The sequence below is a fragment of the Pseudoalteromonas luteoviolacea S2607 genome (assembly GCF_001625575.1).
GTDB classification, from domain to species: Bacteria; Pseudomonadota; Gammaproteobacteria; order Enterobacterales; family Alteromonadaceae; genus Pseudoalteromonas; species Pseudoalteromonas luteoviolacea_E.
In genome coordinates this window covers 19,813-32,710 of record NZ_AUXV01000034.1, presented here as the reverse complement: position 1 = coordinate 32,710, position 12,898 = coordinate 19,813, and the positions used below count along the sequence as shown (strand labels likewise).

The window sequence follows — 12,898 nt, the reverse complement described above, 5'->3', positions numbered from 1 at the left end:
GCTAAGTTTCGGTCAAGCAGGTTGCAAATGCCCAGATTTGGGTTGCACCTGCTTCTTTGCACAAAGCTGAGATGTGATTGATGGTTGCGCCTGTTGTGATCACATCGTCAATTAAAAGAATACGCTTATGCGTCAACGCGCGTTTGAGAAAGTATGCCTGTTGCGCACTTTGTTTTCTTGCTAACTTTTGCATTGTAACTTGTGATGGGGCGCTGTGCTTTCCAATTACATCGATAATCGGTAAATTAACTTGTTTAAGTAATGGTGCCCACGTTTGGTAGACTTGATTGTAGCCTCTAAAAATATGTCGCGTTTTCGCTACGGGCACGAGTATGCAAGCATCTATATCAATTAGGTTTTCAAGATTTAAGCGATGCCAATGAGCAGTGATAATTTGACGAAGTACTTTCATCGCTACCCGACTGTTGTTGTATTTTACTTGCTTCAGCCAACGCGCTAAAGCCCCCTGATACCAACCACAAGCAGATAAGCCATCGCAATGAGGTAAATAAAACATTCGCTCAATATCTGGTCGCGCAAATAGGTCAACTTCTGAGTTAGAAAAAAGTGGTAAAGCAGCATGACAAATGTGGCACAAGCCTGTTTGTTTGATTGGCGTTTGGCACAATTGGCAATATGTAGGAAACAGTCCATTTCTAAGTGAGCGTTGTAGTGACATTGCTTTCATTCCTTGAATCGCTATCATAGCGCTAATTTTGGCTCTAGGTTTAAAAATATGCAAAATGAAGTTGTGCTATTGCACGGTTGGGGTATGAACAAGCAGGTTTGGCAATTAATAGAAGCGGAGCTTGCCGTTAAGTTGAAGCGACCAGTGCGCGCATTAAATCTCCCTGGGTTTGGGGGGGAGTCACTACCTGAAGCGCAATATGACTTAGACTCTTTGATAGACAGTCTCGACAAACTGATTCAGCCTAACAGTGTTGTAATTGGTTGGTCCTTAGGAGGCTTAGTTGCGACGAAATTGGCAGCTAAGAGACCCGAAAAAGTGTCAAACTTAGTACTGGTCTCGTCAAATGTGCAGTTTTGCGAGTCGGGTATGTGGCCAGGCATCAAGCCTGATGTGCTCGCACAGTTTAAAGTGCAACTAGCCAAAAATAGTCGTAAAACAATTGAACGCTTTTTGGCGATACAAGCGATGGGCAGTGAGCATGCCAAGGCCGATATTAAACAAATTAAGACCTTACTATTACAGGCGCCTGAGCCTTCAGATATTGCATTGAGTGCAGGGCTAGACATTTTGCAAAACGCCGATTTAAGGGACGAGTTTAGCAGTATAACCTGTCCAATAGCAGGGGTTTTTGGTCGTTTGGATGCGCTTGTACCAATACAAGTTGTGGACGAAATGAGCAAATTAAATGGGGAGTTCAATTATAAAATTCTGCCAAAAGCATCACATGCGCCCTTTATTTCACATCGCCAAGAATTTATTACTTACCTAAAATCAGTCCTTTAAAAATTAATCATGATAAAGGCGGCAATTTTTTGCCGCCTTTACTTTATTTTGGATATATTATGAGCAATAATTAGCTTAGTGAAATTGTAATTAGGAGTACGTTATGCCTATTGGAGACGTTCTTAACGCTGGCGTTGAAGGCTTTAATCGAGCTCAACAAAATATTGAGCGCGCCACAGCTGATATTAACCGTGCCACCGTTGATCAACAAAGCGATGAGCAATTAGCTCAGCAACGTCAGCTACAGGCAGCGCGACCTGAAGAAGCGGTCACAGCACCCGTTTCGCAACCTCCTAGAATTGACGAATCGTTGGTGAATTTGAAAGTTGAAGAGTTCAACGCGAAAGCAAATGCGCAAACTATTCAGACGGCAGATGAAGTGCTTGGTACTTTAGTTGATATCAAAGTGTAGTAATGAATATAGTTACGCCACAACCGGCGATAAACTTAAACACTGCAAACGTCTATACCGAAACGGCTAGGCGCGACAACGAGCTGCGCGAGGTTATCCCAAAACCTGCGGCAGTAGCGCCTTCAGCGACAGAAAATAAATCCCTTCAAGATAACGACAAGACTCGAGGCACTCAAGACGATAGCCAAGATACCTATGACGCATCAGGACAGCTAAAAGAAAACAAAACCATAAAAGAGGGCAATGAGGAAGAGACTGCTGAGCAGCAAAGTCAAGAGCGCAACGAAGAAGACGTTGACGAGCGTGAGCAAGCACAGCAAGAACAAGATGAGCAACAAATTATGGAGCTCAAAGATAGGGATCGCGAGGTGCGTTTACACGAGCAAGCACACGCTAGGGTCGGGGGGCAATATGCTGGCGCGCCGAGCTATGATTACCAACGTGGGCCTGATGGTAATAATTACGCAGTAGGTGGTCAGGTAATGATTGATGTGGCGCCCATTGAAGGGGACCCACAGAAAACCATCGAAAAAATGCAAACAGTAAGAGCAGCGGCTTTAGCACCAGCAGAGCCCTCAGGCGCAGATCGTGCAATTGCTGCTGATGCCACGTCAAAAATAGCGACTGCTCAAGCTGAACTTGCGAAACAATCTATTAGTGGTGATGGAGAAAATAGTGATTCTCCAAGACGCGTGCAAGGATTTCAAAACCGCCGTTTAACAGAAGAAGGCGCAGCACAATCTGAGCAGCCAGTATTAGAACGAAAACGCCTCCAGCAGGAAGCTGATCCATTCGCAGTGGCTTTACCGATTGAGAGAGACCCCGAAGTAGAGTCCAGAGCATTAAGAGTTGAAGGCTTTTATAATCAAGTAGCCTCCCCTACGAACGCTGCACACCTGTCTGTGACGGTTTAATTCGTAGGCAATTAAAAAGGAAGGCAAGCCTTCCTTTTTCACATCAGCGTCATTACTTTTTCAATTTGGCAAATGCTTCGGCAAACGCATTACCCATAGCGGCATTTCCTTGATCGCGACGATTGCCTTTGTTTTCACGGCGATCTTGTTTTCGACCTTGGTTATTAGGCGTTTTAGCTTGGGGTTTGGAGCCAGAGTTTTGCTCAGAGTGCGATGGGGTTGCATCATTTAAGCGCATGGTGAAGCTAATACGCTTTCTGTTTACATCCACCTCAATGACTTTTACCTTAACGATATCACCGGCTTTAACCACTTCACGTGGGTCTGAGATAAATTTATCTGTGATAGCTGAAATATGTACCAAACCATCTTGATGTACGCCGACATCAACAAAAGCGCCAAAGTTTGCAACATTTGATACCACGCCTTCTAATATCATTCCGACTTTTAAGTCTGAGATCTTTTCGACGCCCGCCTTAAACTGAGCTGTTTTAAACTCAGGTCTAGGATCCCTACCTGGCTTGTCAAGTTCACCAATAATATCGGTCACTGTCGGCAAACCAAATTTGTCATCAACAAAGTCGCTAGGAGTCAGCTGTTTTAGCACTTCGCTATTGCCGATGAGGCTTTGAATTTCGAGCGCTTTCGACTGAGAAATCTGTTTTACGACTGGGTAAGCCTCAGGGTGAACAGCTGAAGCATCTAGTGGGTCATCACCATTTTGAATACGCAAAAAACCGGCAGCTTGCTCAAAAGCTTTTGGCCCTAAACGCTCCACTTTTTTCAGTTGCTTACGATTAGCAAAGGAGCCATTGTTATCGCGATATTTAACAATATTGCTTGCCAGTGTTTTGTTTAAGCCCGACACGCGCGTTAGCAGAGGGACTGACGCTGTGTTTACGTCAACACCTACGGAGTTTACACAATCCTCTACAACAGCGGTGAGTGCTAATCCAAGTTGGCTTTGTGAAACATCATGCTGATATTGACCAACACCAATTGATTTAGGCTCAATCTTTACCAATTCAGCCAAAGGGTCTTGTAGACGTCTTGCGATTGAAACTGCACCGCGCAACGACACGTCAAGGTCTGGAAATTCATTGGCTGCAAATTCAGACGCTGAATAAACCGAGGCGCCAGCTTCACTTACCATGATTTTTGTCAGGCTAAGATCTGATGCTGACTTTAGAACTTCAGCTGCTAGTTTATCGGTTTCACGAGAAGCTGTGCCGTTTCCAATGGCAATGAGTTGCACTTTATGTTGACGGCTTAACTGCTCAATAGTGCGAATTGATTTATCCCAATGGTTTTGTGGCGCATGAGGGTAGATTGTCGTAGTCGATAACAATTTACCTGTTGCGTCGACAATTGCAATTTTACACCCTGTTCTAAGACCGGGATCAATCCCCATTGTCACTTTAGGCCCAGCAGGTGCAGCCATGAGCAAGTCTTTTAAATTTTTGGCAAAAACGTCAATGGCCCCATTCTCTGCTTTTTCTCTCAGTGAGCCTAAAAATTCATTTTCTAGGTGCAAAGAGAGTTTAATTTTCCATGCCCATTGAACAACCGTCATAAGCCATTCACTGGCAGGTGATCCTGAAACTGATAAGCCGTAATGGTCCGCGATCATTTGTGCGCAAAACTGCGAGTGGTCTTCTGCTGTTGGCTCAGGGTTGATAGTTAGCTGCAAAATGCCTTCATTGCGTGCACGAAGCATGGCCAATGCGCGGTGTGAAGGTACTTTACTGAGCAATTCATTATGTTCGAAGTAATCCCTGTATTTACTGCCGTTATCTTCTTGACCAGCTATGACTGTACTTTGTAGCTGTGCATTGTCTGTAATATGACGTCTAAATTTTGCGAGCAATTTTGCATCTTCAGCGAAGCGCTCCATTAGGATAAACTTGGCGCCTTCCAACACACTTTTGGTATCAGCAAAACCCGCATCAGCATTGATAAAATCTTCGGCTAGCTGATTGGGGTATAAATTGGGGTCTGCAAATAACTGTTCTGCCAGTGGCTCAAGACCTGCCTCGATTGCAATTTGGCCTTTCGTACGGCGCTTAGGCTTATATGGCAGATATAAATCTTCAAGTTCAGTTTTGCTTGATGCTGAGGTGATATCATTGGCCAACTGAGAAGTGAGCTTACCTTGTTCTTCAATGGTCTTGATGATGAAGGCGCGTCGATCTTCTAACTCGCGAAGATAAGAAAGTCTCTGTTCTAGCAAACGTAGTTGCGAGTCGTCTAATCCACCAGTCACTTCTTTACGATATCGGGCGATAAACGGTACAGTTGCGCCCTCATCTAACAATGTGGTGGCTGCCAGCACTTGCTGCTCTGAGGCATTTAGCTCCTGGGCTAAACGAGCTGAGATGTTGCTCATGCAAAATCCTTATAATGTTCAATTAGCTACGCTAAAAATTCAATTAAGCTTTAGGCCGATATCATATCATATTTGAGTACGTATGATCAGGCCTGATATTCAATTCGATTGATATACCATTGGGCTTCGCCCTGAGGTGCTTTTACAGTAAAATCGTCGTCAACTGCTTTCCCTAATAACGCTCTAGCCATGGGGGAGTCTATAGAAATATAGTCATTGCGCTCATATATTTCATCTGGACCGACAATCCTAAAATTCTTCGTTTCACCGTCATCATTTTCTATTTCGACCCACGCACCAAAGTATACTTTGCCAGCTTGTTGGGGGTTGTACTCAATGACTTGTAAGTCGGGCAAGCGCTTGCGTAAATATCTAACACGTCTATCTATTTGTCTTAATAATCGTTTGTTGAATGTGTAGTCCGCATTCTCAGAGCGATCGCCAAGACTTGCAGCCCAGTTTACTATTTTAGTTATTTCAGGGCGCTTTTCGAACCAGAGGTGGTCATGCTCTTGCTGTAATTTTCGATAACCTTCAGGCGTGATCAAGTTAGTTTTCATAGTGTGTTGTATCTATAAACCCTATTTGGGTACATATGTTTCGAGTAATTGTAACTTTCAGTAACAATCTAATGTGTATGTTATGGTGTCTAAGCAGCTAAATTTCAATTATATTTAAGCAATAGTATAGAGATAAAAAGAAGAATCATATGGGAAATGAAACCACTAAAGTGCTCGTAGTTGATGACGATATGAGATTGCGAAGTTTGTTAGAACGTTATCTCGTTGAGCAGGGCTTTATTGTAAGAAGTGCTGCGAATGCAGAGCAAATGGATAGGCTATTAGAGCGCGAAAACTTTCACTTAATGGTGCTAGATCTAATGTTACCAGGTGAAGATGGTTTATCTATTTGTCGGCGTCTACGTCAAAAAGAAAATGAAATCCCCATTGTGATGCTCACAGCAAAAGGCGATGAAGTAGATCGTATTATTGGTCTTGAATTAGGTGCGGACGATTACTTGCCTAAGCCATTTAACCCAAGAGAATTGCTAGCACGCATAAAGGCCGTGTTAAGAAGAAAAACCAAAGAAGTCCCAGGTGCGCCTGCGACTCAAGAGAATGAAGTTGAGTTTGGTATCTTCCGCCTGAACCTAGCGACCCGAGAAATGCAAAAGGGAGATGAAACCATTGCATTGACCAGTGGCGAGTTTGCAGTATTAAAAGCGCTGGTTAGTCACCCCAGAGAGCCATTGAGCCGAGATAAACTAATGAACTTGGCACGCGGGCGAGACTATAGTGCATTAGAGCGCAGCATCGATGTGCAGGTGTCTCGACTGCGCCGCATGATTGAAGAAGACGCTTCTAACCCAAGGTATATTCAAACTGTTTGGGGTTTGGGTTATGTATTTGTGCCTGATGGCGAGAAGTAATGGGCATTTTTCCACGTAGTGCATTTGGGCAAACGGTCTTTTTTGTTGCAGCGTTGCTGTTGATTAACCAGATTGTGTCATATATCACCGTTACGCTGTATGTCTTCAAACCAACCTTTGAACAAGTCAACTTGATGTTGGCCAAGCAGGTCAAAACGGTGTTTATTGATTGGGAAGAAGGGGTTGAAGTCGACTCGGAGCTATCTAAAAAATTCTTCGAGATCACTGGCATCGATGTAATGTCTCAAAAAGAGGCGTACCGCAACGGCCTAGGACAAGCGAGAGAATATAATCTATTGTCTCGCAGCATGTCGGAGCAGTTAAACGGCTCTGCTCGGGTACGTATTAGTCAAGGCGATCCTGTGGTTTATTGGGTGGAAGCGCCTCAAGCCCCCGGTTACTGGGTAAGAGTGCCGCTATCTGGATTTTCTGAGACAAAGCTCGAGTTTTTGGTTTTTTACCTGTCGAGTATTGGCTTTTTGAGTGTGCTAGGGGGCTGGCTTTTTGCTCGTCATTTAAACCGGCCTTTACGGGCACTACAAACTGCCGCAAGTCGAGTTGGAGCCGGCGATTTCTCTATGCGCTTGGTTGAACAAGGTTCGACGGAAGTAATTGAGGTAACCAGAGCATTCAACCAAATGTCGAAAGGCATCGCAGCGCTGGAAAGTGACAGGCGACTTATCATGGCTGGTGTATCTCATGATCTGCGCACGCCATTGACTCGGATCAGGCTAGCGACCGAAATGATGTCGGACGAAGAAGATTACCTCAAAGAGGGGATTATCGACGATATCGAAGATATGAATGCCATCATCGACCAATTTATAGAGTACCTGCGTCATCATAGTAGCGGAGAAATGAATTTGGATGATGTGAATGCCTTAGTGGAAGAAGTTGTTCATGCTGAGCAGCAGCATAAGCGCGTTATCAACTTTACAATGGCACCAAATCTACCGCCTATTTTGATGAATACGGTGGCGCTTAAGCGTGTTATCACCAATATGATTGAAAATGCCATTCGCTATTCAAGTGAAGACATTGAAGTGGTGAGTTTACTTGATAATAAGTGGGTGCTTATTCAAGTGAATGATAGAGGACCTGGTATACCCGAATCGGAATTAGAATCTGTGTTTGAGCCTTTTAAACAAGGGGACCAAGCCAGGGGCTCTGAGGGCAGCGGTTTAGGTCTGGCAATCATAAAACGTATTGTCACAACACATGGGGGGCAAGTGACGCTTTCTAACCGTAAAGGTGGTGGGTTGTGTGCTGAAGTGCGACTACCAGTCGCGAAAAAAAGCTAAATCTGTTTCTTAGTTTACTCAGCACTGTGTGACTCACAGTGCTGATTCAATATAACCATCATTAATAAATCATCTATTTCTTACTGATCACTAGTCTGTGGTGTATATAGCAAAAGCATTTTTGGTATGTTGTACTTGGGTCAGTACAGTCCTCTTAATGGTAATGATTATTATTTGATCTTTGTTTTTATTCAAGGTACATTGTTCGTGCAATTACTTTAACTTGAATAATCATAAGGAGATATTATAAAGAAATTAGTTGCAATCGCTGTGATGGCGGCCAGTATCTTAAGTTTTAATGCTGTTTCAAAAGAAGTTGAGCCACTTAGTCAAGTGGGTGAATTTGGAGAAATTGTGTTCTCACTAGAGGATCAGTTTACCACAGCTGGTATGTCTATTCCTGAGTACAAAAAATACTTCCGTTATATTTTAAGAACGGATGAAGTGGCGAATATAACCAATAAATGCCGCATTCTCACCTATGTGTATCATGACATTGACTACAACACGATCATTCCTGTCGACTTTAGGATTGAAGCTTATTCAAAAACTAAGCTTCATAAGGAGTATCGCGGTTTGAGAGGTCGTTTTGCATCAGCACAGAGACTTTGCTAATTAAACTATGTGAAGTGTAGCGGAAGCTACGCTTCTATTTGTTTAACGACATTCAAAATATAGTTAGCAATTTGCAGGCACAAAAAAACGCCCAACGAGGGGCGCTTTTGATAAAGGAATTGGTTTAGCTTTTAACCACGAGGGCCAGCTGACTTAATCGCGTCAGATACGTCGTATTTCTCGAAGTTAGCTTTGAAGTCCGCAGCTAGTTTTGCAGCATACTCTGTGTACTTCTCTTTGTCTTCCCAAGTATTAATTGGGTTAAGAAGCTTCTCATCAACACCTTCTACAGCAACTGGTACGTCTAGGTTAAGAGCTTCGATGTGTCGAGTTTCTACGCCTTCCAGTGTGTCGTTAACGATAGCGTCAATAACAGCACGAGTAGTAGGAATGTCAAAACGTTTACCTACGCCATAAGGACCACCAGTCCAACCAGTGTTTACAAGGTAAACTTTTGCACCAAACTCACGTACACGCTTCATTAGAAGTTCTGCGTAAACGCCAGCAGGGCGTGGGAAGAACGGAGCGCCAAAACATGTTGAGAATGTTGACTCGATGTCAGACGTTGAGCCAATTTCAGTTGAACCTACTTTTGCAGTGTAACCACTTAGGAAGTGATAAGCTGCAGCTTCTTCTGACAAGATAGAAACAGGAGGTAAAACACCGCTTACGTCACATGTTAAGAAAACGACTGCACGAGGCTCACCTGCACGGTTCTCAACTTTACGCTTTTCAACGTGCTCAAGCGGATATGCTGCACGTGTATTTTGCGTTAGGCTTGTATCTGCAAAGTCAGGTACGCGGTTTTCATCAAGTACAACGTTTTCTAAGATTGTACCAAACTTAATTGCATTCCAGATAACTGGCTCATTTTTCTGAGATAAGTCGATACATTTAGCGTAACAACCACCTTCAATATTAAATACGCTGCCCGGTGCCCAGCCGTGCTCATCATCACCAATAAGGAAACGTTTAGGGTCAGCTGAAAGCGTGGTTTTACCTGTACCTGAAAGGCCGAAGAATAATGTTGTATCGCCTTCTTCACCAACGTTTGCACTACAGTGCATTGGCAATACGCCTTTAGCTGGTAGTAGGAAGTTCTGTACAGAGAACATTGATTTCTTCATTTCACCGGCGTAATGCATACCTGCGATTAGCACTTTGCGCTCTGCAAAGTTGATAATAACAGTACCATCACTGTTTGTGCCATCACGCTCAGGGTCACATACAAATGAAGGTACATTCATTACCTGCCATTGGGGTAAATCAGCAGCATTATACTTGCTAGGTTCGATAAACATGTTCTTCGCAAAGATATGATGCCATGCAGTTTCAGTTGTAACGACAACTGGTAGATAGTGCTCTGGATCTGAACCTACTTCTAAGTGAGAGACAAAGTGGTCGTTGCTGTGCACGTGCGCTTCAACACGTGTCCAAAGCGCGTCAAACTTTTCTGCATCGAATGGGCGGTTAACGTTGCCCCATTGGATATCATTTTCAGTGCTTGGCTCTTTAACGATAAAACGGTCGTTTGGTGAACGACCTGTGCGGCGGCCTGTTTTTGCTACAAAAGCTCCATTAGCTGCTAAAGTCCCTTCACCACGCGAAATGGCGTGTTCGACAAGTTCAGCTGCAGTTAAATCGACAAAACGAGTAGCGCTTGAAGTCATGTTTTTACCTAAATGTGAGAATTGAACGGGATAGCTCTGGTTAATTAGTACCTAAAGCTTGATTTCATACTAACAGAAGCATTTGTGATATTCGAGCCCTAAAGGGGGGTGAAATTGCAATTTTTTGTCAAAAAAAGTGAATAATTTCAATGATACCGGTGTCATAAAAAGTCACTTTTAAATGACACCGGTATCATATTTTTGCAATAAAAAAACCGCCAAATTGGCGGTCTTCGATTAATTAAACAAGATGTACCTTATTTAATTAAAAATTGACTTGATGTCTTGTTCAGAAAAGCGGTAATCAGTGAGGCAATAGTGACAACTTAATTTAACCTCTCCGTGTTGCTCAATATCTTCCAGTAATGCTGCTTGACCAACATTCACAAGTGCACTGATGGTTTTTTCTCTGCTACACCCACACACAAAGTTGACAGCTTGAGGTTCAAACAGCTTTGGGTTGTCTTCATGATACAAGCGCGTTAAAACTGTTTTAGCATCGAGATTAAGCAACTCTTCGTCTTTAATGGTATCGCTGATCGCTTCCAAATGTTCAAAGTCGCTTTGTGACTTTTCTTTATTGACTGGCAATACTTGCAAGAATAAGCCGGCCGCTTTAACTGACTCTTCATTTATATCAGTTGCAAACCACAAACGTGTTTGTAATTGCTCTGATTGTACAAAGTAATCTTCTAAACACTTAGCAAGCGAGTCGGAAGTCAGTGGCACGACGCCTTGGTATCTCTCACCTTTTTCTGGTGAGATAGTGATGATCATATGGCCTTTGCCGATTAGATCGTTGATACCAGAGCCCGTAATTGGGCCCTCAACGCGCGCGATACCGCGCATATTTTGTTGGTGGTTACCATTGATAACAGCATATTTTACCGGCCCGTCCCCTTGAAGTTGAACGGCGATATCACCTTCAAACTTTAGTGTTGCAGTTAGTAGGCTCGATGCGACCAATAACTCTCCAAGTAAAGTCTGAACCTCTGCCGGGTAATTGTGGCCGGCAACGATGTCTTTCAGTGTGTGCTCGATCTGTACTAGTTCACCTCGTACATCGAGATCATCAAAAATATAGCGATGAAGTAAATCTTGTTTCATCTAAGAGACCCTAATTTGATTTCAGTTTAAGCAACTCTCGACGTTGCTTTTTATCTGGCTTATGCTCCGGACGTGGGGCAAAGAAACTATTGTTTTTCCTAGCAATGGCATTTTGTGCGCGCTTCTCTATACTCTCTGCTGATTCTTCATAAAGAGTTTGAGCAATCGGCGCTGCTTGACGTTTTTCCATTAACTTCAAAACGGTGATGTGTTTTTCATCGTGACCCTGTGCCAGTTCAATCTTGGCACCAACATCGACATGGCGGCTCGGTTTACACCGCTGGCCGTTATATCTAACTTTACCACCTTGGATCATTTCGCGGGCAATTGTACGCGTCTTGTAAAATCGCGCGGCCCAAAGCCACTTGTCCAATCTGACTTTCATATCATCTTGGTTGTTTTCTGGGTTGACTTTTGTCACAATTCATTAACTATGTTGGCATATTGCTAAGCGGTAAAATTTATCATATTTTGACCGCCAAAAAAAGCATAGCACTAGAGCAAGCAGGGAAGGCGCTTCAGAGAAGTTTGAACAAACGGTTAATGTTGTGTTCATTTGTATCGTGTCATACCTTGTACCGATTTAAATTAAAGTTTCATATTTGGGCGCTTGTTGAATCGAGGTTGAAACGGTACACTGAGGCGCTCAATAGAATAAGAAAAAGTCTCATTAAAGAAATTTTATATGGAATTACAGATACAACAGTTACAGAAAATAATACAAGGCTTGCCCCATGCGAAACTGAGTCGTGCGGTGGTATTTTTGGCTGTTGTATATATTGCTTTTCTTCTTTCACAGCTGTTTTGGCTGCTCTGGCCCAAGCCAGAAACGAAACTTCTTTCTACAAGTCCTATTCACTCTCAAAGCGCGCAACAGACTGTCAGTAGTAGCTCTATCTTGGCCCAAAATATATTTGGGAAAGCAAACGAGAGACCTAAAGAAGAGAGTAAGCCTAAACCGGTAATATCTAATGCACCAGAAACCCAGCTTAATGTGCGACTGACCGGCATTGTCGCTATCAGTCAGAATGATGTAGCTGGCCTTGCTATTATTGAATCACAGGGCAGACAAGAAACTTACTTGGTACAGGATGTGGTAAAAGGTACGCGGGCAAAATTAGCGCAAGTATTGCCGGATCGCGTTATTTTAGATGTCAGTGGTCGTTTTGAAACTCTGATGTTGGATGGCTTAGACTTTACTCAGCAGGTTGCGATGCCAACAACGCCTAAGCGTAATTCAGAACCGAAAACGCGGAAAATTAGCGATGACACGCGCTCTGAGCTTGCACAGCGTCGCCAAGAGTTACTCAATGAGCCGGGTAAACTATTCGATTATATAAGAATTTCGCCAGAGCGTCGCAACGGTCAGCTAGTTGGTTACCGTTTACGCCCTGGCAAAGATCCTGAACTTTTCAAAAAGATGGGACTAAAAAATAACGATCTAGCCATTGCTATTAATGGTTACCAACTCACGGATATGAAACAGGCTATGACGGCAATGAACGAGCTCAGAGAGAGCACTGATGCTAACATAACTATTGAACGCGATGGTCGCATCTTAGATGTGCAATTTAGCCTGTAAAAGACACT

The 12,898-nt window shown here is 43.3% G+C and carries 13 protein-coding genes; 7 read left to right on the top strand and 6 right to left on the bottom strand.

The features are described 5' to 3' along the window. Position 1: 1 nt before the first annotated feature. Positions 2 to 679 carry a ComF family protein gene (locus N480_RS15250; protein WP_063373340.1) on the bottom strand — a complete coding sequence of 226 codons (678 nt, stop codon included), beginning with the start codon at positions 677 to 679 and terminating at the stop codon, positions 2 to 4. A gap of 57 nt (positions 680 to 736) precedes the next feature. On the opposite strand from N480_RS15250, the gene bioH reads away from it, so the two are divergent. The 3 genes from bioH to N480_RS15235 all read left to right on the top strand — a co-directional run bounded on the left by bioH (position 737) and on the right by N480_RS15235 (position 2,800). After that, positions 737 to 1,474, top strand: coding sequence for a pimeloyl-ACP methyl ester esterase BioH (gene bioH / locus N480_RS15245; RefSeq protein ID WP_063373339.1), 738 nt, complete (start codon positions 737 to 739; stop codon positions 1,472 to 1,474). A gap of 103 nt (positions 1,475 to 1,577) precedes the next feature. Further along, on the top strand, positions 1,578 to 1,886 hold the full coding sequence (locus N480_RS15240; protein ID WP_063359155.1) for a hypothetical protein: 309 nt from the start codon (positions 1,578 to 1,580) through the stop codon (positions 1,884 to 1,886). A 2-nt stretch (positions 1,887 to 1,888) separates the two neighbouring features. Next, positions 1,889 to 2,800 (top strand): putative metalloprotease CJM1_0395 family protein, encoded by a 912-nt coding sequence (locus N480_RS15235; RefSeq protein ID WP_063373338.1) that lies wholly within the window; start codon positions 1,889 to 1,891, stop codon positions 2,798 to 2,800. Between the two features lie 52 nt (positions 2,801 to 2,852). Here the strand turns inward: N480_RS15235 and N480_RS15230 are convergent, their stop codons facing one another. Both N480_RS15230 and greB read right to left on the bottom strand, forming a co-directional pair. Next, the gene (locus N480_RS15230) at positions 2,853 to 5,186 is read right to left on the bottom strand and encodes a Tex family protein (protein ID WP_063373337.1); all 2,334 of its coding nucleotides are present in this window, start codon (positions 5,184 to 5,186) and stop codon (positions 2,853 to 2,855) included. A gap of 86 nt (positions 5,187 to 5,272) precedes the next feature. After that, the gene (gene greB, locus N480_RS15225) at positions 5,273 to 5,746 is read right to left on the bottom strand and encodes a transcription elongation factor GreB (RefSeq protein WP_063373336.1); all 474 of its coding nucleotides are present in this window, start codon (positions 5,744 to 5,746) and stop codon (positions 5,273 to 5,275) included. Between the two features lie 149 nt (positions 5,747 to 5,895). Here greB and ompR point away from each other — a divergent pair, with 149 nt between their 5' ends. The 3 genes from ompR (at position 5,896) to N480_RS15210 (ending at position 8,531) form a co-directional block, all read left to right on the top strand. Beyond that, positions 5,896 to 6,615: a two-component system response regulator OmpR gene (ompR, locus tag N480_RS15220; protein WP_063373335.1), complete on the top strand. Its 720-nt coding sequence runs from the start codon at positions 5,896 to 5,898 to the stop codon at positions 6,613 to 6,615. Next, on the top strand, positions 6,615 to 7,916 hold the full coding sequence (envZ, locus tag N480_RS15215; protein ID WP_063373334.1) for a two-component system sensor histidine kinase EnvZ: 1,302 nt from the start codon (positions 6,615 to 6,617) through the stop codon (positions 7,914 to 7,916). Before ompR ends, envZ begins: the two co-directional genes overlap by 1 nt. Positions 7,917 to 8,189: 273 nt before the next feature. Next, on the top strand, positions 8,190 to 8,531 hold the full coding sequence (locus N480_RS15210) for a hypothetical protein (protein WP_063373333.1): 342 nt from the start codon (positions 8,190 to 8,192) through the stop codon (positions 8,529 to 8,531). Positions 8,532 to 8,662: 131 nt separating this feature from the next. On the opposite strand, the gene N480_RS15205 is transcribed toward N480_RS15210, so the two are convergent. The 3 genes from N480_RS15205 to hslR form a co-directional block, all read right to left on the bottom strand. Further along, complete coding sequence (locus N480_RS15205) at positions 8,663 to 10,201, bottom strand: phosphoenolpyruvate carboxykinase (protein WP_063373332.1); 1,539 nt, start codon at positions 10,199 to 10,201, stop codon at positions 8,663 to 8,665. 261 nt (positions 10,202 to 10,462) lie between these two features. Continuing rightward, positions 10,463 to 11,308 carry an Hsp33 family molecular chaperone HslO gene (hslO, locus tag N480_RS15200; RefSeq protein WP_063373331.1) on the bottom strand — a complete coding sequence of 282 codons (846 nt, stop codon included), beginning with the start codon at positions 11,306 to 11,308 and terminating at the stop codon, positions 10,463 to 10,465. A gap of 10 nt (positions 11,309 to 11,318) precedes the next feature. Further along, positions 11,319 to 11,693 (bottom strand): ribosome-associated heat shock protein Hsp15, encoded by a 375-nt coding sequence (hslR, locus tag N480_RS15195; protein ID WP_155732870.1) that lies wholly within the window; start codon positions 11,691 to 11,693, stop codon positions 11,319 to 11,321. A 300-nt stretch (positions 11,694 to 11,993) separates the two neighbouring features. Between hslR and gspC the strand changes: the two genes are divergently transcribed. Continuing rightward, on the top strand, positions 11,994 to 12,890 hold the full coding sequence (gspC, locus tag N480_RS15190) for a type II secretion system protein GspC (protein WP_063373329.1): 897 nt from the start codon (positions 11,994 to 11,996) through the stop codon (positions 12,888 to 12,890). Positions 12,891 to 12,898 lie beyond the last annotated feature (8 nt).